Annotated in this window: 27 protein-coding genes; 15 read left to right on the top strand and 12 right to left on the bottom strand. The window is 60.1% G+C overall.

The genetic code is table 11. From position 1 onward, the window contains the following. Position 1: 1 nt before the first annotated feature. Both lysA and lptM read right to left on the bottom strand, forming a co-directional pair. Positions 2-1,249 (bottom strand): diaminopimelate decarboxylase, encoded by a 1,248-nt coding sequence (gene lysA / locus FHW68_RS13310; protein ID WP_095633105.1) that lies wholly within the window; start codon positions 1,247-1,249, stop codon positions 2-4. Between the two features lie 9 nt (positions 1,250-1,258). Then, a complete protein-coding gene (gene lptM / locus FHW68_RS13315; RefSeq protein ID WP_095633106.1) occupies positions 1,259-1,438 on the bottom strand; it encodes an LPS translocon maturation chaperone LptM in 180 nt (59 codons plus the stop codon). Positions 1,439-1,758: 320 nt separating this feature from the next. On the opposite strand from lptM, the gene cyaY reads away from it, so the two are divergent. From cyaY to rnk, 3 genes are all read left to right on the top strand, one after another. After that, positions 1,759-2,091 (top strand): iron donor protein CyaY, encoded by a 333-nt coding sequence (cyaY, locus tag FHW68_RS13320; protein ID WP_095633108.1) that lies wholly within the window; start codon positions 1,759-1,761, stop codon positions 2,089-2,091. A 4-nt stretch (positions 2,092-2,095) separates the two neighbouring features. Continuing rightward, positions 2,096-2,314, top strand: coding sequence for a DUF1289 domain-containing protein (locus FHW68_RS13325; RefSeq protein ID WP_183680734.1), 219 nt, complete (start codon positions 2,096-2,098; stop codon positions 2,312-2,314). Positions 2,315-2,564: 250 nt separating this feature from the next. Beyond that, on the top strand, positions 2,565-2,975 hold the full coding sequence (gene rnk / locus FHW68_RS13330; RefSeq protein WP_095633110.1) for a nucleoside diphosphate kinase regulator: 411 nt from the start codon (positions 2,565-2,567) through the stop codon (positions 2,973-2,975). Positions 2,976-2,982: 7 nt separating this feature from the next. Here rnk and FHW68_RS13335 read toward each other — a convergent pair whose 3' ends face one another. From FHW68_RS13335 to FHW68_RS13345, 3 genes are all read right to left on the bottom strand, one after another. Further along, positions 2,983-5,829: a class I adenylate cyclase gene (locus FHW68_RS13335; RefSeq protein ID WP_183680736.1), complete on the bottom strand. Its 2,847-nt coding sequence runs from the start codon at positions 5,827-5,829 to the stop codon at positions 2,983-2,985. 193 nt (positions 5,830-6,022) lie between these two features. Continuing rightward, the gene (locus FHW68_RS13340) at positions 6,023-6,268 is read right to left on the bottom strand and encodes a TIGR02647 family protein (protein WP_095633112.1); all 246 of its coding nucleotides are present in this window, start codon (positions 6,266-6,268) and stop codon (positions 6,023-6,025) included. 292 nt (positions 6,269-6,560) lie between these two features. Next, positions 6,561-6,845, bottom strand: coding sequence for a hypothetical protein (locus FHW68_RS13345; RefSeq protein WP_095633113.1), 285 nt, complete (start codon positions 6,843-6,845; stop codon positions 6,561-6,563). A 125-nt stretch (positions 6,846-6,970) separates the two neighbouring features. Between FHW68_RS13345 and FHW68_RS13350 the strand changes: the two genes are divergently transcribed. Then, the gene (locus tag FHW68_RS13350) at positions 6,971-7,630 is read left to right on the top strand and encodes a glutathione S-transferase (protein ID WP_095633114.1); all 660 of its coding nucleotides are present in this window, start codon (positions 6,971-6,973) and stop codon (positions 7,628-7,630) included. A gap of 99 nt (positions 7,631-7,729) precedes the next feature. On the opposite strand, the gene argH is transcribed toward FHW68_RS13350, so the two are convergent. Next, positions 7,730-9,124, bottom strand: coding sequence for an argininosuccinate lyase (argH, locus tag FHW68_RS13355; RefSeq protein WP_183680738.1), 1,395 nt, complete (start codon positions 9,122-9,124; stop codon positions 7,730-7,732). 462 nt (positions 9,125-9,586) lie between these two features. Here argH and FHW68_RS13360 point away from each other — a divergent pair, with 462 nt between their 5' ends. The 7 genes from FHW68_RS13360 (at position 9,587) to rsd (ending at position 16,102) form a co-directional block, all read left to right on the top strand. Continuing rightward, the gene (locus FHW68_RS13360) at positions 9,587-10,333 is read left to right on the top strand and encodes a LytTR family DNA-binding domain-containing protein (protein WP_095633116.1); all 747 of its coding nucleotides are present in this window, start codon (positions 9,587-9,589) and stop codon (positions 10,331-10,333) included. A gap of 126 nt (positions 10,334-10,459) precedes the next feature. Further along, on the top strand, positions 10,460-11,401 hold the full coding sequence (gene hemC / locus FHW68_RS13365; RefSeq protein WP_095633117.1) for a hydroxymethylbilane synthase: 942 nt from the start codon (positions 10,460-10,462) through the stop codon (positions 11,399-11,401). Further along, complete coding sequence (locus tag FHW68_RS13370; RefSeq protein ID WP_095633118.1) at positions 11,398-12,165, top strand: uroporphyrinogen-III synthase; 768 nt, start codon at positions 11,398-11,400, stop codon at positions 12,163-12,165. Before hemC ends, FHW68_RS13370 begins: the two co-directional genes overlap by 4 nt. Positions 12,166-12,181: 16 nt before the next feature. Continuing rightward, complete coding sequence (locus tag FHW68_RS13375) at positions 12,182-13,336, top strand: uroporphyrinogen-III C-methyltransferase (RefSeq protein WP_095633119.1); 1,155 nt, start codon at positions 12,182-12,184, stop codon at positions 13,334-13,336. Next, positions 13,333-14,571 carry a heme biosynthesis protein HemY gene (locus tag FHW68_RS13380; RefSeq protein WP_095633120.1) on the top strand — a complete coding sequence of 413 codons (1,239 nt, stop codon included), beginning with the start codon at positions 13,333-13,335 and terminating at the stop codon, positions 14,569-14,571. Before FHW68_RS13375 ends, FHW68_RS13380 begins: the two co-directional genes overlap by 4 nt. 344 nt (positions 14,572-14,915) lie before the next feature. Beyond that, entirely contained in the window at positions 14,916-15,467 is a 552-nt protein-coding gene (locus FHW68_RS13385; RefSeq protein WP_095633121.1) for a disulfide bond formation protein B, read from the top strand. A gap of 176 nt (positions 15,468-15,643) precedes the next feature. Then, complete coding sequence (gene rsd / locus FHW68_RS13390; protein ID WP_095633122.1) at positions 15,644-16,102, top strand: sigma D regulator; 459 nt, start codon at positions 15,644-15,646, stop codon at positions 16,100-16,102. A gap of 62 nt (positions 16,103-16,164) precedes the next feature. Here rsd and FHW68_RS13395 read toward each other — a convergent pair whose 3' ends face one another. Continuing rightward, positions 16,165-16,830, bottom strand: a complete 666-nt coding sequence (locus tag FHW68_RS13395) for an FKBP-type peptidyl-prolyl cis-trans isomerase (RefSeq protein ID WP_095633123.1) — start codon at positions 16,828-16,830, stop codon at positions 16,165-16,167. A gap of 192 nt (positions 16,831-17,022) precedes the next feature. Here FHW68_RS13395 and FHW68_RS13400 point away from each other — a divergent pair, with 192 nt between their 5' ends. Further along, positions 17,023-18,144, top strand: a complete 1,122-nt coding sequence (locus FHW68_RS13400; protein WP_183680740.1) for an AlgP family protein — start codon at positions 17,023-17,025, stop codon at positions 18,142-18,144. On the opposite strand, the gene FHW68_RS13405 is transcribed toward FHW68_RS13400, so the two are convergent. Further along, positions 18,141-18,605 (bottom strand): TIGR02444 family protein, encoded by a 465-nt coding sequence (locus FHW68_RS13405; protein ID WP_095633125.1) that lies wholly within the window; start codon positions 18,603-18,605, stop codon positions 18,141-18,143. The genes FHW68_RS13400 and FHW68_RS13405 overlap by 4 nt on opposite strands. A gap of 50 nt (positions 18,606-18,655) precedes the next feature. On the opposite strand from FHW68_RS13405, the gene FHW68_RS13410 reads away from it, so the two are divergent. The 3 genes from FHW68_RS13410 (at position 18,656) to FHW68_RS13420 (ending at position 22,033) form a co-directional block, all read left to right on the top strand. Then, positions 18,656-20,566 (top strand): ATP-binding cassette domain-containing protein, encoded by a 1,911-nt coding sequence (locus FHW68_RS13410; protein WP_095633126.1) that lies wholly within the window; start codon positions 18,656-18,658, stop codon positions 20,564-20,566. Then, the gene (locus tag FHW68_RS13415) at positions 20,566-21,147 is read left to right on the top strand and encodes a mechanosensitive ion channel family protein (protein ID WP_095633127.1); all 582 of its coding nucleotides are present in this window, start codon (positions 20,566-20,568) and stop codon (positions 21,145-21,147) included. Before FHW68_RS13410 ends, FHW68_RS13415 begins: the two co-directional genes overlap by 1 nt. Positions 21,148-21,400: 253 nt before the next feature. Continuing rightward, positions 21,401-22,033 carry a LysE family transporter gene (locus FHW68_RS13420; protein ID WP_095633128.1) on the top strand — a complete coding sequence of 211 codons (633 nt, stop codon included), beginning with the start codon at positions 21,401-21,403 and terminating at the stop codon, positions 22,031-22,033. 207 nt (positions 22,034-22,240) lie between these two features. Here FHW68_RS13420 and FHW68_RS13425 read toward each other — a convergent pair whose 3' ends face one another. Genes FHW68_RS13425 through FHW68_RS13440 form a run of 4 tightly spaced genes read right to left on the bottom strand, consistent with a single transcriptional unit; the run spans position 22,241 to position 25,399 of the window. Then, on the bottom strand, positions 22,241-22,987 hold the full coding sequence (locus tag FHW68_RS13425; RefSeq protein WP_183680742.1) for a penicillin-binding protein activator LpoB: 747 nt from the start codon (positions 22,985-22,987) through the stop codon (positions 22,241-22,243). A gap of 3 nt (positions 22,988-22,990) precedes the next feature. Next, positions 22,991-23,578: a penicillin-binding protein activator LpoB gene (lpoB, locus tag FHW68_RS13430; protein ID WP_095633130.1), complete on the bottom strand. Its 588-nt coding sequence runs from the start codon at positions 23,576-23,578 to the stop codon at positions 22,991-22,993. Positions 23,579-23,617: 39 nt separating this feature from the next. After that, positions 23,618-23,989, bottom strand: coding sequence for a YcfL family protein (locus tag FHW68_RS13435; protein WP_007899347.1), 372 nt, complete (start codon positions 23,987-23,989; stop codon positions 23,618-23,620). Between the two features lie 15 nt (positions 23,990-24,004). Next, positions 24,005-25,399, bottom strand: a complete 1,395-nt coding sequence (locus FHW68_RS13440; protein WP_183680744.1) for a COG3014 family protein — start codon at positions 25,397-25,399, stop codon at positions 24,005-24,007. Positions 25,400-25,499: the final 100 nt, after the last annotated feature.

The raw sequence follows: 25,499 nt of genomic DNA on the forward strand, positions 1-25,499 counted from the left end.
TTTACTCCGGCAGCAGGCTTTCGCCAGCAAACAACTCGGCTACCGTCTCACGGCGACGCACTTCAAATGCCTGATCACCGTCCACCAACACTTCAGCGGCGCGGCCGCGGGTGTTGTAGTTGGAACTCATGACAAACCCATAGGCACCGGCCGAATGCACAGCCAGCAGGTCGCCTTCTTCCAGGGCCAGTTGACGATCCTTGGCCAGGAAGTCGCCGGTTTCGCAGATCGGGCCGACGATGTCGTAGGCACGAGCGGCGCTGTTGCGCGGGCGCACGGCGGTGACGTCCATCCAGGCCTGATACAGCGCCGGGCGGATCAGGTCGTTCATGGCCGCATCGACGATGGCGAAGTCTTTGTGTTCGGTGTGCTTGAGGTACTCGACCTGGGTCAGCAGCACGCCGGCGTTGGCGACAATGAAACGGCCCGGCTCGAATACCAGCGCCAGGTCACGACCGTCGAGACGTTCGCGCACGGCTTTGATGTAGTCGCCAGCCAATGGCGGCTCTTCATCGCGATAACGCACGCCCAAACCACCACCGAGATCGATGTGGCGCAGGTAGATGCCGCAATCGCCGAGGCGGTCGACCAGGCCCAGCAGGCGGTCGAGGGCATCGATGAACGGTGGCAGGGTGGTCAGTTGCGAACCGATGTGGCAATCGACGCCGACCACTTCCAGGTTAGGCAGTTGTGCGGCGCGCACGTACACGTCCTCGGCGTCGGCGATGGCGATGCCGAACTTGTTTTCCTTGAGGCCGGTGGAAATGTACGGGTGGGTGCCGGCATCAACATCCGGGTTCACGCGCAACGAGATCGGCGCGCGAACGCCCAGCTCCGCGGCCACCACTTGCAGGCGTTCGAGCTCATCGGTGGATTCGACGTTGAAGCAGTGCACGCCGACTTCCAGCGCACGACGCATGTCATCACGGGTCTTGCCGACACCGGAGAACACGATCTTGTCCGCAGTGCCGCCAGCGGCCAGCACGCGTTCCAGCTCGCCACGGGAAACGATGTCGAAACCGGCGCCCAAACGCGCCAGGACATTCAGTACACCCAGGTTAGAGTTGGCCTTGACCGCAAAGCAGACCAGGTGTGGCATGCCGGCCAACGCATCGGCATACGCCAGGTATTGGGCTTCGATGTGGGCACGGGAATAAACGTAGGTCGGTGTACCAAAGCGCTCGGCGATGGCGGACAGGGCAACCCCTTCCGCGAACAGCTCACCGTCACGGTAGTTAAAAGCGTCCATAGCGTTCCCTTAGTAGACGTCGTGCTTGTGGGCTTTCGACGGAGTCTGCTGCGACGATTTGGCTTGCTCTGCGGGGTCCTGATTTTCATCAGGCAGGTACAGCGGGCCTTTTTGACCACAGGCCGATAACAAGCTGACAAAAGCGACGAGCGAAGTGAGCGCAGCAAGGGAAGAGATCAGGCGCTTCATGGCGAAATCCTTGAAAATGCGTTAATTGCGCCGGAGTATACCGGCCACCCGGCAGCTTGCCTATGCGACGCACCTCCCGTCCGGCGGGGCTTGTCTTGTCACCGCCGGAACGCGGCTCTCCTTGTGAGATGCACGCGATGGCGGTATGTCAGTCACCCGCGATGTTGCAAGTGCCCTCGCTTCGCAAACAGACTCGCTCTCACAGAGAGCAGTGTTGGATGTACCGACAGGGCCCTGGGTGGTTATCCTTTGCAATCACCGGGGCTCGCCCGTATCTTGCGGCGCTTGAGCGTGAGTAGACACTTTTTGAGGTTCCCGCAATGAGTTTGACCGAAGCCCGCTTCCACGACCTGGTCGATGCGACCCAGCAGACGCTGGAGGATATTTTTGACGATAGTGAACTGGATATCGATCTGGAGAGCTCGGCCGGTGTGCTCACCGTCAAGTTCGAAAACGGCACCGCGCTGATCTTCAGTCGCCAGGAGCCGCTGCGGCAGTTGTGGCTGGCGGCGGTGTCCGGCGGCTTTCACTTCGACTACGACGAGGAGAGCGAGCGCTGGATGTGCGACAAGAGCGAAGAGCAGCTGGGCGAAATGCTAGAACGCATCGTCAAGCAGCAGGCTGACGTCGAACTCGATTTCGAAGGTTTGTGAGATCGTGACTCAGCCTGCGTCCGTTCGTCCGCCCAAACCGCTTTACAGCAATATCAGCCCGGCGGTGCCTTCGCCGTGCAGTGGCGTGTGTCGGCTGGATGAGCAGAAGGTTTGTCTTGGGTGTTTTCGCCATGTCGAAGACATCCGTGAATGGCGCTCGGCCGATGATGAGCGGCGGCGGGTGATTTGTGCGCAGGCCCTCGACCGCAAAACCAAAGGCTAACCCGACCCCTGTAGGAGCTGCCGAAGGCTGCGATCTTTTGATCTTTATAAGTCGCGCCGACGGAAGATCAAAAGATCGCAGCCTTCGGCAGCTCCTACAGGGGCGTGGGGCCTTCGGGTCATGACTTGTATATTTATTGAGCTGTGATAGTGTCCAGAGACGCCTCAACCCACCGAGGCTCGTGAAAACCCCGCCTTCTTCTGGCGGGGTTTTGCTTTTTTCGTGCAGAAGAAAGGAGTCTGCCCTGATCATGACCGCACCTTCCATCACCCTTACCCGTCTGGACGTGCAACGTCTGGAGCGCCTGATCGACAGCCTGGATAACACGCTGCCGGGCGTGATCGCGCTGCAAACCGAACTGGATCGCGCCGATACCCTGGTCGGTCACGAAGAGGTGCCCGCCGACGTCGTGACGATGAACTCCCGCGTGCATTGCCGTGAAGAAAGCAGCGGCAAGGACTATCACCTGACCCTGGTTTACCCCAAGGATGCCAACGCCGACGAAGGCCGGATTTCCATTCTGGCGCCGGTGGGCAGTGCTTTGCTGGGCTTGAGAGTCGGTCAGCACATCGACTGGCCGGCACCGGGCGGCAAGACCCTCAAACTGACGTTGCTTGAAGTCGAATCGCAACCTGACCATGGCGGTGATTTCAACGTTTGACCACGCCTCAGACCTGCTCGAGCGCCTCGTTCAGTGCGCGTTCCAGGTCGGCCTTGTAGCGCAGATACAGATGGCTTGAACCCTGACCATCACCGAGCAGCCCCGACAGGTCCAGGTCGGTGATGTAGCAGCGATAGCGTTTGGCCTCGCGGCGCTGCTCGACGATTTCCCGGGCGACCACGCTGAACAGTTGGTCGCCATATTCCAGTTCGCAAAATTCCCGCTGGTTGCAATACAGCGTGACCTGCACCTGCCCTGGTGCGGCTTTGCCGATGATGGCTTGCACGTCATAGAACGGCTTGTTGACGGGGGATTGCGGTGCCGGCCGGGTTTCGACGCGACGCGCCCGTGCGGTACCTGAAGGCAACAACTGGTAATACAAAGTGTCCAGACTTAATGGTTGGGCAGCGTCCATCGGCAGCAAGGCATCACGCCGGTACTGGATCGATTGCAGGAAGCGCTGCAGCGGCACCAGCAGGCTCTGTTCGTCGTGATAGGGCAAGCGCTGCTGCCACAGGGCATTGAACTCATCCAGAACATACACCTCGGCCTGATGTTCGTTGATCCGGTAGAACACCTGAACGCAATCGGGTTGCCCCATGGGCAGGATCAGCGCCAGGTCGTGATCTTCCAGTGCCATAGGATCCAGATGAAACGGGCTGTAGCTCACCAGTTCTTCGCCAAGGTAATCGAACAGCGCTGGCAGGGTGGCGAGGGCAATGTGATTGACCTGGCCCGGCACCAGTTCCAGCACGTGGTAGTGCTGCTGGACCTGAATCAGGTAACGATGATTGAGTTTGCTCAGTAGCAGGTTCTGCGCGGTGTCGAGAATGTCCTCGACTCGCCGGGCAATGAATTGCGCGCGGTTGTGGCAGAAACAACGTACCCGCACCTTGGGCTGTTGTGGCCCGTCCGGCAGGGTGTTGAGGTAATCGCGCAGGCAGTCGAGCAGGGCATGGGGGCCGTCAAAGCGGCTGACCAGCACTTCGTTCCAGCTATTGAGCGTGACCTGGTCCAGGGTCAGCACCAGGTTTTCCCGCACGCCGGCGTAACTCAGGGAATCGGTGCGTTCGGTGGTCATCAGGATGTTCAGGTCGCGATGGTGCTTGAGCGGGTCGATGCCGACATTCACCAGAATCAGTACTTCGCTTGGCACGCTGGCGCGCAGTAAAGGCTCTTCGGCGACAGTACTCAGGGGCAGGGCGATGCTTTGTTGCAGGCTGCCGAGCAGGTTGAACAGTTCGAACTCGCTCAAATCGCTGGTGCCGGGATGCAGGGCCAGGCGGGTGCTGCTGTCGATCACGCCGTTGCGGTGGCACCAGGTGAGCAATTCCAATAACTGACGGCTGCGCTTGATCGGCGCGAAATGTTCCCACTCATGGGCCGTCAGGCTGCCGTTGTACAGACCCCATTGGGTTTGCCCCGGTTCTTTCTTGTTTGGCGCCTGCACCAGCGTCAGAGTGTCTTCGGCCAGATCAGGGGCAATGCCCGGGTTGATGAATTCGACCTTGTCGGCCTTGCGCTCGAAGGCCGCGTACAAACGCCGCCCCAGTACATTGAGGTCGCGTTTGTTGATCAGGCTGACGGTCTGCTCGTTGCGGGCAAACTGCGTCAGGAAGCGGTAGCTGTAATTCAGCTCGCCGACCAAGGCTCGGCGTTCGGCGCTGACCTGGCGGACCTTCCATTGGCTGCGGCTATCGAGCAACGCAAGCTGACGCTGATCCCACTGCCATTCGTGGGCCAGGCGTTCGAGCAACGAACGCTGCCAGTTCTGGGTGCGACCGCTGCTGCCGGTGAGTTTGCGGTTGACCTTCAAGTACAGCGCGCGGCGCACCAGCTCCAGGCGTTCCGATTCGCCCCGGGCCGTGAGGTATTCCTCGATACGCCGGTAAACCACGACGTATGGATCCAGTTCATCCAGGTCCAGCTGATTGGCAAACACCGCCTGCTTGAAGCGCAGGCTCAGGCAGTGGACCTTGGGGTGTTCACTGGCATAGACCTCGGTCAGCAACAGTTTGAGCACGGATTTGTAGGGTGACTCAATGCCTTTGAACAATTGCCAGAGCCCGGCACCGATGAATTCTCCGGGCGGGATATAGGCCAGATGCCCCAGGTCCAGGGTTTCGTCGGAACGGATGAAACGCTTGGATAACAGCGTGTGGGTATAACGGTCATACGCTGCCTCTTCATAAACCGGCACCAGCCACCAGATGGGGGTGCGGCCGGCCAGCCAGATCGCGGTGCGGTAGAACTCGTCCAGCAGCAGGTAATGCTGGGTGGTGCCGCAATCTTCCGAACTCAATTGGGTATCGCGCTCACCGAGCACGAACCGCGCAGGGTCGATCAGGAAGAGATGCGCCTCGGCACCCTGGCTGGCCGCCCATGTTTCAAGTAGCTGGCATTTTTTGCGCAGCTCCGTGAGCTCGCTTTCGCTCAAGTCCGGCCCGTGGCAGACCCACACGTCCATATCGCTCTGATCGGCCTGGGCCAAGGTGCCGAGGCTGCCCATCAGGAACAGGCCGTGGATCGGTCGCGGCGGGTTGCTGCCGTGGCGTGGTTTGTAGGAAAACGAGCGGGTCAGGCGCTGGGCTTCGGCGAGGGTATTGGCGTCAGGTTCGAAATTTGACAGCCCTGCCGGGGTGCTACCTGAAACGTAACCCGGCAACAGCGGATGATTGACGTGGAAAAACAGCGGCAGCAGGCTCAGCACCGTTTGCTGGCGGGTCGATAGCCCTTCCATGGCGCGGGCCATGCGGCCCTCGTTGAGCTTCAGAAAACGGGCGCGCAACTGGCTGAGAACCTTGCGGTCGATTCCCTCGTCCAGATCGGGGCGGATTTCATGGGTGCGGGTCATGTCAGCTCAATCCGGCTCGCGGGCTCGAATGTGGAGGGCTCGGGATGAGGGGCAGTTTAGCGCCTCGGCCCCGGGACTTTTAAGCTGATTTTGTATTTCTGGCGTCAGGTTTTTATCGCGCGGCGACGGCGGGCACCAAGGTGTGCCCGCGGAAATCCCGTGACAGAGCTTTCCGTGGGCGATGCGCTGATGTTCAGGCTGTTTCGCGTACGGACAAAATGGTTAGAAGGGTTTGTACATTTTGAGCAGCGTCACGCCCCAGGCTGGTCAGATAACCGCCATCGGGCTGGGTAATCAATTCTTTGTCGAACAGTCGTTGGGCAGCGGCAATGGCTTTCGGGGCAGCGGTCTGATGAATTTTCAAACCTTCCTGGGAACTGTCCAGGTTGAAGAGGGCGAGGATTTCCAGTTCGGCAACCAACTCAGGGGTAAGCGACATAAGGACTCCAGACTTTCTAGGAATTGGACGATAGCGCTCCTAAGGTGAGCCCACTCGCGCAGCATGTCCAGTGCTCGTAACAGGGTTTTTCACTTGAGGTGGTTTCCAGTTCAGTCAGCGTCTGGGGCAAGGCAATACGGATGGATGACAAATCCATGTGGAGGCGGGCTTTTGTGGAGAGGGGGCTTGCCCCCGTTCGGCTGCGAAGCAGTCGCAAAGCTTTTGGGGCCGCTTCGCGACCCAACGGGGGTAAACCCCCTCGCCACAGTCCCGTGCCCGAAACGGATTGGGCTTATTTCTTTTCCGGCGGCAACTCTGGCAGCGCGCGCAACGCGGTTTCATACCATTCGGTATTGAAGGCACGGTCGTCATCGAGCATGGCATCGATTTCATAAGCCAGCACGTGGGCCATCAGGTTGAGGATTTCCTCACGCTCGTAACCCACCAGGGTCAGCTTGTTGAACGTGGCCTTGGCCGCCGGTGGATTGTCGCTTTCGATCTGGTTTTCGATGGCTTCGATCAGCGTCGTTTCGGTGAACTCTTCTTCGTCGTTGTCGATGTCAGTTGGCTCGCTCATGGCAGGCTCCTCAAGTTAAGGCGGCCAGTTTACCTGCATTCAGCGCTGTGATGCTGCTGGCGAGAAGTGCCCGGGCGTTCTATAACTGGCGCTGCCAACCCCTTGCACGGCCTGGAGGCTAACTAATGCTCAAGCTTTATGGATTTTGCGTCAGCAACTACTACAACATGGTCAAGCTGGCGTTGCTGGAAAAGGGATTGCCGTTCGAAGAGGTGCTGTTTTACCCAGGCACTACCCCCGAGACGCTAGCGATCAGCCCGCGCGGAAAGGTCCCGGTGCTGTGTGTCGAACAAGGTTTCATCAACGAAACCAGCGTGATTCTCGAGTACCTCGAGCAGAGCCAGACAGGCACGCCGCTGCTGCCGGACAATCCCTTCGAGCGAGCGCAGGCGCTGGCTTTGGCCAAGGAAATCGAGTTGTACATCGAACTGCCGGCGCGCGCCTGCTACCCCGAAGCGTTTTTCGGCATGTCTGTGCCGGAGGCGATCAAGGACAAGACCAAGGCCGAGCTACTGCTGGGATTTGCCTCGCTGGGCAGGCATGGCAAATTCGCCCCCTATGTGGCGGGTGACAGCCTGAGCGTGGCCGATCTGTATTTTCTCTACAGCGTACCGATGGCTTGTGCCGTGGCGCGGAAGCTGTTTGATATCGATCTGTTGGCCGAGATGCCGGCGGCCAGGGCGCTGCTGGAGCGTCTGGAGCACAATCGGCATGTGCAGCGGATCGCAAAGGACAAGGACGCGGCGATGCCGGCGTTCCTGGCGATGATCGCGTCCAAAAAGTAGACGTGTAACGATCTTGAGAATGCCTTCGCGGGCAAGCCTCGCTCCTACAAGGACAAATACAGTCCCCTAATGTAGGAGCGAGGCTTGCCCGCGAAGCTTTTAACGGCTGGCGAGCAACGCCTGACCGCGAGCAACAGCCTTCTTGACCTGCGCCGGCGCCGTCCCGCCGATGTGATCGCGAGCATTCACCGAGCCTTCCAGAGTCAGCACGGCAAATACGTCCTGCTCGATCTGGTTGCTGAACTTGCGCAATTCTTCAAGGCTCATTTCCGCCAGGTCCTTGCCGGTGTCCACGCCATACTTCACCGCATGGCCGACGATTTCGTGGCAATCCCGGAACGGCAGGCCACGGCGTACCAGGTAGTCAGCCAGGTCGGTGGCGGTAGAGAAACCGCGCAGTGCCGCTTCGCGCATCATGGCGTGCTTGGGCTTGATCGCCGGGATCATGTCGGCGAAGGCGCGTAGCGAGTCGCGCAGGGTATCGGCGGCGTCGAACAGCGGTTCCTTGTCTTCCTGGTTGTCCTTGTTGTAGGCCAGCGGCTGGCCTTTCATCAGGGTCAGCAGGCCCATCAACGCGCCGAATACCCGGCCGGTCTTGCCGCGAACCAGTTCTGGCACGTCCGGGTTTTTCTTTTGCGGCATGATCGAGCTGCCGGTGCAGAAACGGTCCGGCAGATCGATGAACTGGAACTGCGCGCTGGTCCACAGCACCAGCTCTTCGGAGAACCGCGACAAGTGCATCATCGCGATGCTCGCGGCCGAGCAGAATTCGATGGCGAAGTCGCGATCGGACACGTTGTCCAGGGAGTTACCACCGACCGCGTCGAAGCCTAGCAATTGAGCGGTGTACTCGCGGTCGATCGGGTACGTGGTGCCGGCCAGCGCGGCGCTGCCCAGCGGCATGCGGTTGGTGCGCTTGCGGCAGTCGACCAGGCGCTCGTAGTCGCGGCTGAGCATTTCGAACCAGGCCAGCATGTGATGCCCGAAGGTCACTGGCTGCGCGGTTTGCAGGTGAGTGAAGCCTGGCATGATGCTGGCGGCTTCGCGCTCGGCCTGCTCCAGCAAGCCTTGTTGCAGGCGGGTGATTTCGCCCAGGATCAGGTCGATCTCGTCCCGCAGCCACAGGCGGATGTCGGTGGCGACCTGATCGTTACGGCTGCGGCCGGTGTGCAGTTTTTTACCGGTTATGCCGATGCGGTCGGTCAAACGCGCCTCGATGTTCATGTGCACATCTTCAAGGTCGATGCGCCAGTCGAACTGGCCGGCCTCGATTTCACCCTGGATGGTGTTCAGGCCATCGATGATGCTGTCGCGCTCGGCATCGGTCAGCACGCCAACCTTGGCCAGCATGCTGGCGTGGGCGATCGAACCCATGATGTCGTGGCGATACAGGCGCTGGTCGAAGGTGACGGAGGCGGTGAAGCGGGCGACGAAGGCGTCGACGGGTTCACTGAAGCGGCCGCCCCAGGACTGATTGGTCTTGTCAGTGCTCATGAATTCGCTCGTATCGGCTTGAAGAAAGATGGCGTGAAACGCTGACGCGGATAATAACAGGGTTGCCAATCCTGTCGCTGACACTGGTCGACAGGTTTTTTTCTCATCGCGCCACCCCCTGCTCGAAGCAAGCAATGCGCAAATTGCGCAAGGATATTTTTCAATTGAGCAATATCGTCCCGGCAACCGTCTACAGTTGGACAGAGGATCAGCGCACTTCTCGATGCTGCAGCTGACTATAGAGAGAAGAGGGGTGTTCATATTGTGTATCAGCAAACCCTACGGCGATGTCTCGCCAGTGCGGGCCTGGGCCGCCAGTCACGCGGCAAATGAAAATTTAGCCGCCGGTCTCGCGGCACTTTTTGGCCCTCGCGCTAGTCTTAGCGTGGATCGCGGTGACGGACGTCACTTCACCTGTCTACGCTATCCTTGTGCGAGACTCACGCAGGAATCCAGCGCAATATGAATGTCCTGATCGTTGATGACGAACCCCTGGCCCGCGAGCGCCTGAGCCGAATGGTTGGCGAGCTCGAGGGATACAATGTCCTGGAGCCCAGCGCCACGAACGGCGAAGAGGCGTTGGCACTGATCGACAGCCACAAACCGGATATCGTACTGCTCGATATTCGCATGCCCGGCCTCGATGGCCTGCAAGTGGCTGCACGATTGTGCGAACGCGAAACCCCGCCCGCCGTGGTGTTTTGCACCGGGCCCGATGAATTTGCCGTGGAAGCCCTGCAGGCCAGCGCCGTGGGCTATCTGGTGAAGCCAGTGCGCACAGAACAGTTACAGGAAGCATTAAAGAAAGCCGAGCGACCCAATCGCGTCCAGCTTGCGGCGTTGACTCGCCCGGCGGCCGAAACCGGCAGCGGTCCGCGCAGCCACATCAGCGCTCGCACCCGAAAAGGCATTGAACTGATTCCGTTGGGTCAGGTGGTCTACTTCATCGCCGACCACAAGTACGTCACCTTGCGTCATGAAGGTGGTGAAGTACTGCTCGACGAACCACTCAAGGCCCTTGAAGACGAATTTGGCGAACGTTTTGTGCGGATCCACCGCAATGCACTGGTGGCTCGCGAACGCATCGAGCGGTTGCAGCGTACGCCCCTTGGGCATTTCCAATTATTTCTCAAAGGCCTGAACGGCGATGCCCTGATCGTCAGTCGACGTCATGTGGCCGGCGTGCGCAAAATGATGCAACAGCTTTAAAAGCGGATTTTCAGCCTGTTACCGGACATAGAAGGCCAGGGAGGCCACGTGGTTTCTGATACAAGTCAAAGCGGATTTGGCTGAGCTGTTATTATCTGCCGTATCTATTTCAGTACGGATTGATCCATGTCCTCTCGCGAAATCCGCATCGCCACCCGCAAAAGTGCTCTCGCCCTATGGCAGGCCGAGTACGTAAAGGCTCGTCTGGAAGAGGCCCATCCGGGCCTGCTCGTGACGCTGGTTCCGATGGTCAGTCGTGGCGACAAGCTGCTCGATTCGCCGCTGTCCAAAATCGGCGGCAAGGGCCTGTTCGTCAAAGAGCTGGAAACCGCGCTGCTGGAAAACGCAGCCGACATCGCCGTGCATTCCATGAAAGACGTGCCGATGGACTTCCCTGAAGGCCTCGGTCTGTTCTGCATCTGCGAGCGCGAAGACCCACGCGATGCCTTTGTCTCCAATACCTACGCCAGTCTGGCTGAGTTGCCGCCAGGCAGCATCGTCGGCACCTCCAGCCTGCGTCGTCAGGCGCAGTTGCTGAGCCGTCGCCCGGACCTGGAAATCCGCTTCCTGCGCGGCAACGTCAATACTCGCCTGGCCAAGCTCGATGCCGGTGAATACGACGCGATCATTCTCGCCGCGGCGGGTTTGATTCGCCTGGGCTTCGAAGACCGCATCACCTCGGCCATCAGCGTCGAAGACAGTCTGCCGGCCGGTGGCCAGGGCGCGGTCGGTATCGAATGCCGTAGCGCCGACACAGAGATCCACGCGTTGCTGGCGCCGCTGCATCACCAGGACACGGCCACTCGCGTTACCGCCGAACGTGCGCTCAATAAACATCTGAATGGCGGCTGCCAGGTGCCCATCGCTTGCTACGCCGTGCTTGAAGGCGAGCAGATCTGGTTGCGCGGTTTGGTGGGGGATCCGGGCGGCGGTCTGTTGCTCAGCGCGCAGGCCCGGGCGCCGCGGGCTGATGCCCAGGCTTTGGGTGTGCAAGTGGCTGAAGACCTGCTGAACCAGGGCGCTGCCGACATTTTGAAAGCAGTCTACGGCGAGGCGGGGCACGAGTGACCGGCTGGCGCCTGTTGCTGACACGCCCTGCGCAGGAGTCGGCGGCGCTCGCCCGGGTGCTGGCCGACGCGGGGGTTTTCAGCAGCACGTTGCCGCTTTTGGATATCGAGCCGATTCCTGCCTCTGACACAATGCGCGAAGTGATTCAGCACCTGGAAAACTATCGCGCGGTGATCGTGGTCAGCAAACCGGCCGCCAGAATCGCTGTCGATCTGCTCAACCAGTACGGGTCGCAGCCATCGGGCCTGAAGTGGTTCAGCGTGGGCGCGGCGACGGCGCAGATTCTCAAGGACAGCGGGCTGGATGTGAGCTTCCCGGTGGACGGCGATGACAGCGAAGCCTTGCTTGAGCTTGCGCCGTTGCGCGAGGCTGTCGTCGGCCCTGATCCGCGGGTGCTGATCCTGCGCGGGGAGGGTGGGCGCGAGCTGCTGGCTGAGCGTTTACGTGAGCTTGGTGCTAGTGTCGAATATCTGGAGTTGTACCGGCGCGGTTTACCGCGGTACCCGTCGGCGACCTTGCCAGACCGGATCAGGGCGGAACGCTTGAACGGGCTGGTGGTCAGCAGTGGACAGGGTTTTGAGCACCTGCACCGATTGGCTGGCGATGCCTGGCCGAGCATGGTGCGGTTGCCGTTGTTTGTTCCAAGCCCCAGGGTCGCCGCGCTGGCACATGCCGCCGGGGCCCAAACAGTTGTGGATTGTCGTGGCGCCAGTGCCGCGGCCTTGCTGGCGGCGTTACGGGAACATCCCGTGCCCGTTTTCTAATGCAAAGGATGGATACGTGAGCGAAACAGCCTTGCCTAAAGATGACGTCCGGCCTGTGCTTGATGCATCGGCTGATGCACCGGTTGAAACTACGCCAACTGCTGTTGAGCAGCGCCGAGGCAATGGGTTGGCAATCGTCGCGCTGCTGTTGGGCGCCGCCGGTGTTGCCGTGGGCGGTTGGGGAGTCTGGCAGGTGCGTCACCTGCAAGCCACTAACCAGCAACAGTTGAATCAGGTGCAGGCGTTGAGTGATCAGGCCCAGAGCCTGAAGCTCAACGAGCAACGCCTGACGGCTCGCCTCGAGCAAATACCGGCCGCCGAGGAGCTCGACGCGCGCAATCGTCTGGTCACTCAGCTCCAAGGCGATCAGCAACGCCTGAATCAACGTCTGGAAACCGTCCTCGGCGCGAGCCGCAAGGACTGGCGTCTGGCCGAAGCCGAGCACTTGCTGCGTCTGGCCAGCCTGCGTCTGTCTGCATTGCAGGACATCAACAGCGCCCAGGCCCTGGTGCAAGGCGCCGACGAAATTCTCCGTGAACAGAACGACCCCGGGGCTTTCGCCGCTCGAGAGCAAGTGGCCAAAACCCTGGTGGCCCTGCGCAGTACCGAACAACCGGATCGCACCGGGTTGTTCCTGCAACTGGGTGCCTTGCGTGATCAGGTGATCAACCTCACCGAGTTGGCACCTGAGTACAAGGATCGTGGCGAATCCCTGTTGGGCCTGACCGCTGATGGCGACGGCGCCAGTCGCTGGGCGCAATGGTGGGACCAGATCTCGCGTTATATCCGCATCGATTTCAACGCCGACAAGAATGTCCGTCCGCTGCTGGCGGGGCAGAGCCTGAGCCAGGTGCGTCTGGCGCTGAGTCTGGCGCTGGAACAGGCGCAATGGGCCGCGCTCAATGGTCAGGCCGCGGTGTACACCCAAGCGCTGGCTGAAGCGCGGGATGTACTCAAGAACAACTTCAACCCGGACAACCCACAGAGCAAAGTCATGCTCGAGCAGGTGGTCGAGTTGAGCAAGCAGCCAGTCACGGTGGTCACGCCAGATCTGACGGGCACCTTGAGTACGGTTCAGGCCTATCTTGAACGTCGTAATATCAATGCCGAGGAGTCGGTGAAACCTCTGGCCAAACCTGCCGCGAGCACCCCCCAGGAGGCCACGCCATGAAGCGCCTCTATGTCATCGTGTTCGTCGTCATCGCGGCGGCTGCCGCGCTCGGGCTGGCGATTGCCGAGCATTCCGGCTACGTGCTGATCGCCTACAAAACATTCCGTTATGAATCGAGCCTGTGGGCAACCCTCGCCCTGGTGGCTGTGCTGTGGCTGGTGTTCTGGGGCATCAAGGCGCTGATCGAGCTGGTGACGACTTCCGGTGGCGTGGTCAATCCATGGTCCCGGCGCAATCGCAGTCGGCGGGTACAAGTGGCCATCGAACACGGTCAGCTGGATTTGGCCGAGGGCCGTTGGGCCAGTGCGCAGCGTCATTTATATCGCGCAGCGGAAGCCGAACGCCAACCGCTGCTCTATTACCTCGGTGCCGCCCGTGCCGCGAACGAACAAGGTCACTACGAGGAAAGCGACAACCTGCTGGAACGTGCCCTCGAGCGGCAGCCCCAGGCCGAGCTGGCGATTGCCTTGAGCCATGCCCAGTTACAGACAGACCGCGGCGATACTGACGGTGCGCTGGTGACCCTGCAGGCCATGCACGAACGCCATCCCCATAACGTCCAGACCCTGCGCCAGTTGCAACGCCTGCATCAGCAGCGGGGCGACTGGTCGGCCGTGATTCGCTTGTTGCCGGAGTTACGCAAGGACAAGGTATTGCCACCGGCCGAACTGGCTGAGCTGGAGCGCCGCGCCTGGGGTGAAAATCTTTCGTTGGCGGCCCACCAGGAAGAAGACGGAACAGTTGGTTTGCAATCGCTGCAGCGCGCCTGGCAACAACTCACCAGCGCTCAGCGCCAGGAACCACAACTGGTGCTGGCCTATGCCGAGCAATTGCGGCAACTGGGCGCGCAGGTCGAGGCCGAAGAAGTTTTGCGGACAGCCCTCAAGCGCCAATACGACAGTCATCTGGCGCGTCTGTACGGGCTGGTTCGCGGCAGTGATCCGGCCAGGCAGCTGCACACCGCCGAGGGTTGGCTCAAGGATCATCCCGCCGACCCGAGCCTGCTGCTGACGCTGGGCCGTTTGTGCCTGCAAAGCAGTCTGTGGGGCAAAGCCCGGGATTATCTGGAGAGCAGCCTGCGCGTGCAGCGCAACCCTGAAGCCTGCGCCGAGCTGGCGCGGTTGCTGGCGCAACTGGGTGATACCCAACGCAGTAATCAGCTGTTTCAGGAGGGCTTGGGCCTGCTGGATGAGCGCTTGCTGGCGGCACCGCTGCCGGTGCCGGCTCACGCCTGATTTCGCTGTAGCTGTAGCAGCTGGCGCAGCCTGCGTTCGGCTGCGCAGCAGTCGCCCAGATTTAATGCGACTTGGCTGACCAAACCGTGTCTGTTTTACGGCTGCTGCGCAGCCGAACACCGCCTTCGGCAGCTGCTGCAACGGGCGGAAATCGCTTCGAATCCGTCTCTGTTTCAGCGCTGTAATCCTTCGGCGGCAAAGTCCTACAGAGGACTACATCAAATCCTCTCGACACTGTCGGGAATTCCCTACACTTCTGGTGAAGTGTCCGTGGCGGCCTGCCTTGAAAGGCTGCTGCGCTTTCCTCTACCGTAACCGCCTGTCTCTACTGTTACGGAAAAGCCATGTCTTTGGCCTGCTCACGCTCCTTGTTTTTCATGGTTTTCATTGCAGGTGCCCTGGCCTTGGGCGTTTCCTATCACCTGGAATATGCCGTCGGCCTCAAGCCATGCGGGTTGTGCCTATTGCAGCGGGTTTGCCTGGCGCTGTTGACGGGTATCTGTCTGGCGGCTTCAGTGCAGGGGCCTGGCCGCTTCGGATTGTTCCTGTATTGGTTGCTGGGTCTGCTCTGCAGTCTGGCGGGCACCATCACAGCGTGGCGCCAGGTGGTGTTGCAGAGCGATCCGGCACATCAGTTATCGGCATGCTCGCCTGATCTGGCTGATCTGTTCGCCAGTACGCCCTGGCTGTGTGTCGTACAGCGAATGTTCAAAGGAACCGCCGATTGCGCGGAAATTTCCTGGACGCTGTTCGACCTGAGCATCCCGGAATGGAGTCTGTTGTTCTTCGTTGCGATGATGATTCTGGGCGGGTATCAGTTGCTGCGCCTTGTCTGGATCGCATGCCAGCGACCGCTCAGCGGCGAGTCGTCGCACCGGGCGTTGGCGGGAGATTAAACACTTGTATGAACTTTATCTCCTGCGTACCTTGAAGCTATAAGCGCGCGGGCATAATCTGGCCCGCACGTGTCATTGGATTTATGTTGCTCGAATGACGCTCTGCCTGGTCGATCCGTGATTTCAAGTGCGACAGGTGTAGAGCAGCATGACCCACAAGGGAAGAGAGAATCACCATGCTCGAAAGTTGTCAGAATGCTCAGGAACGCTGGGGTGGAGTGCATCTGCTGATCGATCGCTGGTTGCAGGAGCGTCACGAACTGGTTCGGGCCTATGATGCTCTCGGCGACAAGCCCGAGGCTCTGAGCGAGGACCGAAAACGGTTGCAGGAGTTCTGCGGTGTGCTGGTCGACTACGTGTCTGCCGGGCATTTCGAGATCTACGAACAACTGACAAGTGAGGCCAAGGCCTTCAACGACAAGCGTGGCCTGGAACTCGCCGAGCAGATCTACCCGCGCATCGACGTCATCACCGAAAAGCTGCTGGCGTTCAACGATCTGTGTGATGCCGGCAAGTGTGTCGCGGAGAAATTCAAGGAGCTGGGTGGCTTGTTGCACGAACGCTTCGAACTGGAAGATTGCCTGATTGAAGTGCTGCACACCGCTCACAAGCAAGAGGATTCGGTTCAGGCCTGAACCGTATCCGGCAACACCCTCAAAACGGTGCGCCTATGCGCGCCGTTTTTCGTTCACGGCTTTCAGCTTTTAGCACCCAGCAATTCGACCTCGAATACCAGCGGCGTGAACGGCGCGATCACATCGCCGGCACCGTCGGCGCCGTAGGCTTGCGCCGACGGAATCACCAGGCGCCATTTCGCGCCGACCGGCATGTTTTGCAGCGCACTGCGCCATCCACTGATTACGCTATCGAGACTGAACCACTGCGCCTGGCTGTTCTGGTCGAACACCGAGCCGTCAGGCAGGCGTCCGGTATACAGCACCTGGACTTTGCCATTCGGACCGGCCTTGGCGCCGGTGCCCTGCACCCACTCGGTCAGCAGTATTCCATCGGCCAGTTCGCGCACGCCGGGTTTGGCTTTTTCTTCAATGAGAAACCGTCGCTCGTTTTCCAGTGCCAATTCGCTTTGCGGTACCGGTGACTGCATGGCAATCCGGGCTTCATGCTCAGCCAGAATCTGTTCGATCCGCTCATCTTTCAGCGCCAGCGGCTTGCCTTGATAGGCTTGCTGCAAACCTTCGAGCAGGGCCTGAAGTTGCAGGTCCGGAACTTCCTGGCGCAAGCGTTCGCCAAGACTTGCGCCCAAGCTGTAAGCGAGATCGTGAGTGTCATTTGCGGCGTTTTTTTCGGTGGCTTGTGCCACAGAAAAACACACGCACAACGATAAAAAAAGGTAGCGCGACATGGGCACTCTCCAGCCTGGGATGAGCAGGATTATGCCAGTGTGGATGCGCTCGAAGGTGAACTGGTTTTGGCTGCGTGCAGAACATTTTGGCGATGTTGCAACGGCGTGCTTTCGATACTGTCAACAGGCCCTAGCGGCGGTTGCAGCAGAGGTCTAGTATGAGCCGCATTCACGTCAGCCAGGAGGTAAATCATGTCGGCCACCAAGAAGCCAGTAAATACTCCGTTGCACTTACTCCAACAACTCTCGGGCAGCCTGCTCGAGCATTTGGAAAACGCTTGTTCCCAAGCCTTGGCTGATGCTGAAAAACTGCTCGCCAAACTGGAGAAGCAGCGCGGAAAAGCGCAGGAAAAACTGCACAAATCCCGGACCAAATTGCAGGATGCGGCGGCGGCCGGCAAAGCCAAGGCGCAAGCCAAGGCCAAGGAGGCGGTGAAAGAACTTGAGAACTTGCTCGATGCCCTCAAGGATCGCCAGTCCGAAACGCGCAGCTACATCCTGCAACTCAAACGCGATGCTCAAGAAAGCCTGAAACTGGCCCAGGGTGTCGGTCGTGTCCAGGAGGCTGTCGGCAAGGCGTTATCCCTGCGTTCGGCCAAGCCAGCGGCGGCACCTGTGAAGAAGGCTGCGGCCAAACCAGCTGCTGCGAAAGCACCAGCCAAAACTGCGGTGAAAACCACAGCCAAGCCAGCCGTAAAACCGGCGGCGAAAAAAACAGTCGCTGCCAGTGCTGCAAAACCAGCAGCTAAAACGACGGCTGCCAAACCTGCCGCCAAGCCTGCTGCTGCCAAAACAACTGCCGCCAAAACAACTGCCGCCAAAACAGCTGCCGCTAAACCGGCTGCAAAAACCACGGCTGCCAAACCCGCCGCAAAAACGGCAGCGGCTAAACCTGCTGCCAAGCCAGCCGCTAAAACTGCCGCCGCCAAACCGGCTGTAGCTAAAACCGCCGCGGCCAAGCCTGCTGCGAAAACCGCTGTAAAAACGGCGGCTAAACCCGCTGCTAAACCAGCTACCAGAACCGCTGCTGCCAAACCCGCTGCCGCTGCCAAGCCAGCCGCCAAGCCAGCCGCCAAACCGACTGCGAAACCAGCAGCCAAAACCGCGGCCAAGCCAGCAGCAAAACCGGCCGTGAAAAAGCCGGTCGCTGCTGCCAAACCGGCCACTGCGCCTGCTGCCAAGCCAGCGACTGCAGCACCCGCACCCGCTGCTTCGGCTGCGCCCGTACCTGCAGCAACCACCCCGACAACTGCGTCTGTGCCAACGCCAGCCGCGCCGTCGAGCACCAGCACTACCCCGACCAGCGCTTCCTAAGTGCCGGTTGCCGCGACGCGCAGCTGATGCAGCGCGTCGCGGTCCAGGTTGGCGGCGCCTGCCGCCACACCTTCCAGCCAGGCCGAGAGATCGGTCGCCTCATCCTGCGGCCAACGCTGCGTCAAACGTTCCAGTCGCAGCAACAAATGCCTTTCGGCTTCCATCTCCAGTGTCTTCACGCGTCCGCGTAAATCATCCAGCCCGGCATCCTCGCTCGCAGCGGCTTTCCATTGCTGGCGCAAGGTGCGCAATGGTTGCACGACATCCGCATCCCAAGGCCCGGCTACATCGCGTAGCTGCTGCAAGCGTCGCTCGCTGCAGGCAACGCCCCGTTCTCCCAGCCATAACCCGCACAGCAGCAGGCACACGTTCACACCCCTGGACTGCAAGTGCAGGCATGCGCGTTCAACGCCACGACGAGAATACGTGGTAACGGAAAAGCTCCACAGGTCAGAGGACATAGTGCTACTCGCGCCAGTTGCGAGCGAAGCTGGTAGACTCCGCCGCCATTATGATTCGACTTCAGAACCTCACTTTACAGCGTGGCCCGCAACGTCTGCTAGAAGACGCCGAGCTGACCCTGCACGCCGGCCACAAAGCCGGCCTCATCGGTGCCAACGGCGCCGGCAAATCGAGCCTGTTCGCCTTGATTCGTGGCGAACTGCATCCGGACTCGGGTGACTGCTTCTTGCCGGCCGACTGGCGCATCGCCCACATGCGCCAGGAAATCGAGACACTCGAACGCCTGGCGGTCGACTACGTGCTCGATGGCGACCTGCGCCTGCGCGAGGTGCAACGCGACCTCGCCGCAGCCGAAGCGGCCCATGACGGTGCCGCTCAGGCCCGCCTGCACTCGGAGCTCGACAGCGCCGACGGCTACACCGCCGATGCCCGGGCCCGCAAGTTGCTGGCCGGCCTTGGGTTCACCAACGAGCAGATGGATCGGCAAGTAGGAGATTTCTCCGGTGGCTGGCGGATGCGTCTGAATCTGGCGCAGGCTTTGATGTGCCCTTCGGACCTGTTGCTGCTCGACGAACCGACCAACCACTTGGACCTCGACGCCATCATCTGGCTCGAAGAGTGGCTTAAAAGCTATCCCGGCACTTTGCTGCTGATCTCCCACGACCGGGACTTCCTCGATGCCGTGGTCGATCACGTCGCCCACGTCGATCAACGCAAGATCACCCTGTATCGCGGTGGTTACAGCGCTTTCGAACGTGCCCGTGCCGAACGTCTGGCCCAGCAACAACAGGCCTACGAGAAGCAGCAGGCGCAACGTGCGCACATGGAAAGCTACATCGCCCGCTTCAAGGCTCAGGCCACCAAGGCCCGTCAGGCCCAAAGCCGGATCAAGGCACTGGAGCGGATGGAAGAGCTGTCCGCCGCCCACGTCGATTCGCCGTTCGATTTCGTCTTCCGCGAGTCGACGAAAATTTCCAGCCCGCTGATCGACCTGTCAGATGCTCGACTGGGTTACGGCGACAAAGCCGTGCTGGAGAAGGTCAAGCTGCAACTGACCCCTGGTGCGCGCATCGGTTTGCTCGGCCCGAACGGCGCCGGTAAATCGACCCTGATCAAAAACCTCTCCGGTGAGCTTGAGCCGTTGGCGGGTCGCCTGACGCGCGGTGAAAATACCGTCGTGGGTTACTTCGCCCAGCATCAACTGGATTCTCTCGACGCCAAAGCCAGCCCGTTGCTGCATTTGCAGCGCCTGGCGCCGACCGAACGAGAGCAAACCTTGCGTGATTTCCTCGGTGGTTTCGACTTCCGTGGCGCGCGTATCGATGAGCCAGTCCTTAATTTCTCTGGCGGTGAGAAGGCACGTCTGGCCTTGGCATTGATCGCTTGGGATCGACCCAACCTGTTGCTGCTCGATGAACCGACCAACCACCTGGATCTGGAAATGCGTCTGGCGCTGACCATGGCGCTGCAGGAGTTCAGTGGCGCGGTTTTGGTGGTCTCACACGATCGCCATCTGCTCAAAAGCACCACTGACAATTTCTATCTGGTGGCAGACGGCAAGGTCGAGGAGTTCGACGGCGACCTGGAGGATTACGCCCGTTGGCTGGTGGAATACCGTCAACGCAACGCCCCGGTCAGCAATACGCCGGTCAATCCGGACAAGACCGACAAGAAAGCCCAGCGCCAGGCGGCTGCTGCGTTGCGTCAGCAACTGGCACCGCACAAGCGTGAGGCTGACAAGCTTGAAGCCGAGCTGGGCAAGCTGCACGAGAAGCTGGCGAAAATCGATACCAGCCTCGGCGACAGCGACATTTACGAGCCGATGCGCAAGAACGATTTGCGTGATTTGCTGGCTGAACAGGCCAAGCTGAAGGTGCGTGAAGCGGAGCTGGAAGAAGCCTGGATGGAAGCGCTCGAACTGCTCGAAAGCATGCAGGCGGAGCTGGAGGCGTTGTCCTGATGGAAGCCTTCAAGTTGCCGCTGCCGGCTGGGTGGGGCGAGCCGCTCTGGCTGGTCGTGCAAATTCTGCTGATCCTGCTGGCCGGTTATATCGCTCAGCGCGTCGTCGCTAAATGCCTGACTCGCCTGGGCGAACGCTATCCGTTTCCGCCGCAGTTTTTCATGCCGCTGCGCGGTGGTTTGCGCTGGCTGATCATGGGCAGTGCGTTGATCTTTGTGCTGGAACGCCTTGGCGTGTCGGCCACAGTGCTCTGGACGGCATTGTCCGGTTTCGTTGCAGTGGCCGCCGTGGCGTTTTTCGCCATGTGGAGCGTGCTCTCCAACTTGCTGTGCGCGATCCTGATCTTTACCGTCGGCCCGTTTCGTATCGGCGATGTGGTCGAGTTGGTGGATACCACCGACAAGCCCGGTGTCAAAGGCCGGGTGGTGGCGATCAATCTGCTCTACACCACGCTGATCGAAGCCGAAGAACTCGGCACCGGCAGCGCCATGGTGCAGGTGCCCAATAGCCTGTTTTTCCAGCGCTCGGTCCGGCGTTGGCGTGGGACGGATGTGCTCCCTTCGAACGGGTTCGAAAAGTAAGCCTTCTGTTGCCTGACACACCGCCATCGCGGGCAAGCCCGCTCCCACAGTTTTTTGGGGGCGGATTACAGGTTTGTGATCAGCCCGAAACCCTGTGAAGCGAGCTTGCTCGCGATGGCGGTCCGTCAGACGATGGGCCCTTCAAGCCGTAAGCGCAGATCGACAGTCGCCATATCCCACAAAAAATCGGTAGTCATCGGCCCGAAGGCGCATTAGTTTAGGTGTCTGTCACGAGTCTGAATCGAGGTGGGCGATGGTGCTTCAAACATGGCTGGCTTTTTTTGCCGCCTGCTGGGTGATCAGTCTTTCACCCGGTGCCGGCGCCATTGCGTCGATGTCCAGCGGTTTGCGCTACGGTTTCTGGCGCGGCTACTGGAATGCTCTGGGCCTGCAACTGGGCCTGGCCTTGCAGATCGCGATTGTCGCGGCCGGTGTGGGGGCGATCCTCGCGGCTTCGGCCACGGCTTTTTATGCGATCAAATGGTTTGGCGTGGCTTACCTGGTCTACCTCGCGGTCAAGCAATGGCGCGCGCTGCCCAATGACATGAGCGACGATGCCGCCATCCGGCAGATCGGCAAGCCGATGGCGCTGGTGTTCCGGGGCTTTCTGGTGAACATCAGCAACCCCAAGGCCTTGGTGTTCATGCTTGCGGTGCTGCCGCAATTCATCGACCCTCACGCGCCGCTGGTGGCCCAGTACCTGATTCTCGGCGTGACCATGATCGGCGTCGACCTGATCGTCATGGCCGGCTACACCGGGCTGGCGGCCAAGGTGCTGCGTTTGCTGCGCACACCCAAGCAGCAACAACGCATGAACCGGACTTTTGCCGGATTGTTCATTGGCGCGGCGGCGTTCATGGCGACCCTGCGCAAAGCGGCGGCATAGACCGTCAGGCACAAAAAAGGCGACCTCTTCAGGTCGCCTGATCGTTCCCATGCTCTGCGTGGGAATGCCTCAACGGACGCTTCGCGTTCGGCTCTTTGGGACGCAGAGCGTCCCTGGCTGCATTCCCACGCGGGGCGTGGGAACGATCAGAACGGGAGCAAGCTCCCTCGCCACAAAGCCCCCTCGCCACAGATAGCCAACCTGAGGTCAGTGCAAAATCACCGGCGCCGTATCCTGCGGCAGGTTATTGCGCAGCGGCGCTTGCCTCGGCTGCTCGTAGCCACCATCGCCACCGAGCTGTTGGCTCAGTTGCGCAGCCACATCTTCACCCAGCGCCTTGGACACGTCACGTACCACCCGTGGGCGGTTCAGTGAAATCCTGATGTCCCGACCATTCACCAGTTTGGTGTCCTGACCTTCGCCCATCGCCGTGAACGCCGAGGTGATTTCAAAGGTCTTGGTGTTGATCAGGCTGAAGTCCGCCACCAACGTCAGCCCCAGCACCGCCGCATAGCTGTCGGTGTTGGCCAGCTCATTCATGTCGCGGGTGAAATCGATGTCCGACACGGTGCCGAACAGCACGTAGTCGGCACCCTTGAAGTTACCGGCCTTGATCCGCTTGATCACGTCATACACATCACCTTTGGACGATGCTGTGTAAGGCGTGCCTTGCACCAGCTGGAACATGCCGGTGCGCAGAATCTCGCCCTTGATGTCGCCGGTGAATTTACGCAGCTCGCCTTGCTCGATGTAGCTGCTGGTCGCTTCGATCTCGTTGTAACTCGAAGAGCCGCTGGCGCCGTAATAACTCTGGCTGTGGTTGCTCTGTGCCGAAACGATGTGGATGTATTGCTCCACCCGCTCCTGATACGCCAGATCCGTCACCGCGACTTTCGGGGCCGCTTGCACGCTGAACGCGCAAGCCAGGGCCATCATGCCAATCCATGCGCGCATCGATTAACGCTCCGTGGTCTTGCGGATCTCTTTTTCGTCCATCCACTCGGCCAGGCCGCTTTCAACGTCGATCAACTGCAGGCTGAATTTGTAGAAGACGTCCTTGTAATCGCTGCTGCGCTTGACGATCGAGCTGATCGAACCTTCAAGACGGTATTGGGCGGCGATCATGTTGCCCGTCTTGGCCACGGTGCTTTTCTTGTACAAACCGCTCTGGTTTTGCAGCTTGAGCTGGTCGACCTGGCTTTGCATGGCGGTGTTGTCGCTGGCGAAGCGGGCAGTGCCGGACTTCATCAGTTGAGTCTTGATGCTGGTGGTGATTTCGCGGGTATCGATGTACTCGCTGGTCTTGTTCTTCACGTCGTAGACCTGAACCACCGGGCGGCCTTGCAAGATGCCGGACTGGGCCAGGGAGCGGGTCATGGATTCAGCGATCATCTGCAGATCAGTGGAACCGAATTCGTTGGTCACGGTTTCCACGGCCTTGGTGTCGCCGTAGCTGATGTTTTTGTTGCCAAGCGTCGGCGAAGTGTTGGCGCAACCGCTGGCCAGCAGGGCGATGAAGGCGATGAACGAAAAGCGTGCAAACATGGGAATGCTCTCTAGAACTGAACGAATAGGGTGTCGGGCTTAAGGCGTTTTGATTTCGAGACGGAAATCCACGGCTTTGGCGGTCGGCGCAATGGCCTGGATAAAACTGGTCTGCTCGCCGTACATCATCTGGCTTTTCCAGGTTTCCTCTTCGGCAACCGGAAAACCTTCAGGGCCGAGCCAGGCAAAGCGGTAGTAGAAGGTCTTGTTGTTGTAGCTGGTGTTGCTCAACTGCGCATTGACCGTCATGAAACCGTTTTCCCGGGCCACGCGCATGGCGCCGACCACGATGTTCTTGAGCTTGCCCATGGCCACGACCTTGCTGGCCGCGCTGCCTGGCTCCGGCGGTGGCGGGGTGGCGCAGCCGGCCAGCAAGGCCAGGGCGACGACAGCGATGAATTTGAAACGCATGCAAAGACTCCGTTCTTAAGGTTGTTTGAGGCTGGCCACGGCGGTCGGGTTGGCGCTCGGGATCACATGCGCAGCCAGGCCGCTGGTGAACACGTGATTGCCCACGGCGCGCAGGGTGATGACCTGAAAGCGCTGATCGACGGTGACCTTGACCACCGAGCCACCCACGGCGCTCGGCAACGTGACGCTGTGCTCGCCTTTCTTCAAACGCAGCCGCACCACCTGAGTGTTGTCCGGCAGCGTGCGCCACGTACGGGTATCGGCGCCTTCGAGTACGGCTGAAGTGATGCCGACCGCAAGACCCGCCAGCGGGTTGGTTTCGTTGATCTGCTTCTGTGCCACGCCACGAGTGATCGCCCGCACGGTAGTGCGCAGGATGATGCCTGGCATGTCATCACGCAGCGCGCGACGGGACATGGCAGTGGTGCTGTTGAGTGGGGTCAGGTCCAACTGCTGACCGTCCACGCCGATTTGGGCAAACACGGCGGTGGAGGTGTCCGGCTTGATGATCGGGAATGACAGCGGCGTAATCACCACGTTATTGCTGATCGGCAACGGCAGCGGAATGCGGATCGAATCACGGGACGGCGCCAGACCGCTTTGCACCACGATCAGGATGTCGCTGTCCTCGTTCTTGGCGGGTTTGTCGAGATTCACCAGCGCCTGCTCCAGCAGCGGCGTGTTCGGACGCAGCTCGGCGGCCTTGCGATAACCTGGTGCCGCCAGATCTTTCTCGCCCAGGGCTTCATAGACGAAGCCGGCCAGATAATGGCTGAACGCGCTCTGGTAGCTGTTTTTCAGGCTGACCACTTCCGGCGCATCGAGGCTGGCCACCGGGTAACCCTGCAAATCCTTGTACTGGGTTTTGACGCCTTGTTTCTCGGCTTGCTCTTCGCTCTTGAGGTATTCCTTGTCACGAAGGTCGGCAATCACCGCTTCACGCTCGTGAGTCTTCTTGATCGCCGTGCGCGCGCCATCGAAGTCATTCACCGCCAGCAGGTTGAGGGCCATCTGCGTGGTCAGCATGACTTTTTCGTAATCGTAGCCTTCGTAGCGACGCACTTTATCGTTGACCAGGAAGCTGCCGAACTGAGCCAGGTATTTGTCGGTGTCGAGCTTGACCGCGTCTTCCCACTTGCCCACCACCTGATCGGCACTGGACCAGGCGTTCTGGCTGCCGGACAAGTCGCCCTTGGCGCGCAGCAATTCACCTTTCTCGAAGTAATAGAGCAGGTCTTTGTCTTTGCTGGTGTTGTTCTTTTCCAGCAGGGTCAAGGCGGCGTCGACGTTGCCGGAGGCCAGTTGCTGGTTGGTTTGTGCAAGTTCCGAATCGTAGTTACGAAAGGCCGAGCAGCCGCAAAGCAAGGTGACAGCGCTGAGCGCGATCAAGGTGGGGGCATGGAATGCCATAAGGGGTACGTCTTCCCTGAATTTAAGCAGCCGCGTGCTGGTCGGGCTGTTGGGACCCATCGGCAGGGCTGTTGGCCTCCTGCCAATTCCTCATAAAAAA

The sequence above is a fragment of the Pseudomonas sp. Tn43 genome (genome assembly GCF_014192635.1).
Classification (GTDB): Bacteria; Pseudomonadota; Gammaproteobacteria; order Pseudomonadales; family Pseudomonadaceae; genus Aquipseudomonas.

What these genes read in the sequence shown, in the direction of transcription:
- FHW68_RS13380 (WP_095633120.1), top strand. Translation starts at nt 13,333, where the DNA reads ATGAAGCGCCTCTATGTCATCGTGTTCGTCGTCATCGCGGCGGCTGCC.
- lysA (WP_095633105.1), bottom strand. Translation starts at nt 1,249, where the DNA reads ATGGACGCTTTTAACTACCGTGACGGTGAGCTGTTCGCGGAAGGGGTT.
- FHW68_RS13435 (WP_007899347.1), bottom strand. Translation starts at nt 23,989, where the DNA reads ATGCGTTTCAAATTCATCGCTGTCGTCGCCCTGGCCTTGCTGGCCGGC.
- rsd (WP_095633122.1), top strand. Translation starts at nt 15,644, where the DNA reads ATGCTCGAAAGTTGTCAGAATGCTCAGGAACGCTGGGGTGGAGTGCAT.
- FHW68_RS13400 (WP_183680740.1), top strand. Translation starts at nt 17,023, where the DNA reads ATGTCGGCCACCAAGAAGCCAGTAAATACTCCGTTGCACTTACTCCAA.
- FHW68_RS13345 (WP_095633113.1), bottom strand. Translation starts at nt 6,845, where the DNA reads ATGAGCGAGCCAACTGACATCGACAACGACGAAGAAGAGTTCACCGAA.
- FHW68_RS13410 (WP_095633126.1), top strand. Translation starts at nt 18,656, where the DNA reads ATGATTCGACTTCAGAACCTCACTTTACAGCGTGGCCCGCAACGTCTG.
- cyaY (WP_095633108.1), top strand. Translation starts at nt 1,759, where the DNA reads ATGAGTTTGACCGAAGCCCGCTTCCACGACCTGGTCGATGCGACCCAG.
- FHW68_RS13340 (WP_095633112.1), bottom strand. Translation starts at nt 6,268, where the DNA reads ATGTCGCTTACCCCTGAGTTGGTTGCCGAACTGGAAATCCTCGCCCTC.
- FHW68_RS13420 (WP_095633128.1), top strand. Translation starts at nt 21,401, where the DNA reads ATGGTGCTTCAAACATGGCTGGCTTTTTTTGCCGCCTGCTGGGTGATC.
- FHW68_RS13350 (WP_095633114.1), top strand. Translation starts at nt 6,971, where the DNA reads ATGCTCAAGCTTTATGGATTTTGCGTCAGCAACTACTACAACATGGTC.
- rnk (WP_095633110.1), top strand. Translation starts at nt 2,565, where the DNA reads ATGACCGCACCTTCCATCACCCTTACCCGTCTGGACGTGCAACGTCTG.
- FHW68_RS13415 (WP_095633127.1), top strand. Translation starts at nt 20,566, where the DNA reads ATGGAAGCCTTCAAGTTGCCGCTGCCGGCTGGGTGGGGCGAGCCGCTC.
- FHW68_RS13360 (WP_095633116.1), top strand. Translation starts at nt 9,587, where the DNA reads ATGAATGTCCTGATCGTTGATGACGAACCCCTGGCCCGCGAGCGCCTG.
- FHW68_RS13440 (WP_183680744.1), bottom strand. Translation starts at nt 25,399, where the DNA reads ATGGCATTCCATGCCCCCACCTTGATCGCGCTCAGCGCTGTCACCTTG.
- FHW68_RS13385 (WP_095633121.1), top strand. Translation starts at nt 14,916, where the DNA reads ATGTCTTTGGCCTGCTCACGCTCCTTGTTTTTCATGGTTTTCATTGCA.
- lpoB (WP_095633130.1), bottom strand. Translation starts at nt 23,578, where the DNA reads ATGTTTGCACGCTTTTCGTTCATCGCCTTCATCGCCCTGCTGGCCAGC.
- FHW68_RS13425 (WP_183680742.1), bottom strand. Translation starts at nt 22,987, where the DNA reads ATGCGCGCATGGATTGGCATGATGGCCCTGGCTTGCGCGTTCAGCGTG.
- FHW68_RS13405 (WP_095633125.1), bottom strand. Translation starts at nt 18,605, where the DNA reads ATGTCCTCTGACCTGTGGAGCTTTTCCGTTACCACGTATTCTCGTCGT.
- argH (WP_183680738.1), bottom strand. Translation starts at nt 9,124, where the DNA reads ATGAGCACTGACAAGACCAATCAGTCCTGGGGCGGCCGCTTCAGTGAA.
- hemC (WP_095633117.1), top strand. Translation starts at nt 10,460, where the DNA reads ATGTCCTCTCGCGAAATCCGCATCGCCACCCGCAAAAGTGCTCTCGCC.
- FHW68_RS13335 (WP_183680736.1), bottom strand. Translation starts at nt 5,829, where the DNA reads ATGACCCGCACCCATGAAATCCGCCCCGATCTGGACGAGGGAATCGAC.
- lptM (WP_095633106.1), bottom strand. Translation starts at nt 1,438, where the DNA reads ATGAAGCGCCTGATCTCTTCCCTTGCTGCGCTCACTTCGCTCGTCGCT.
- FHW68_RS13395 (WP_095633123.1), bottom strand. Translation starts at nt 16,830, where the DNA reads ATGTCGCGCTACCTTTTTTTATCGTTGTGCGTGTGTTTTTCTGTGGCA.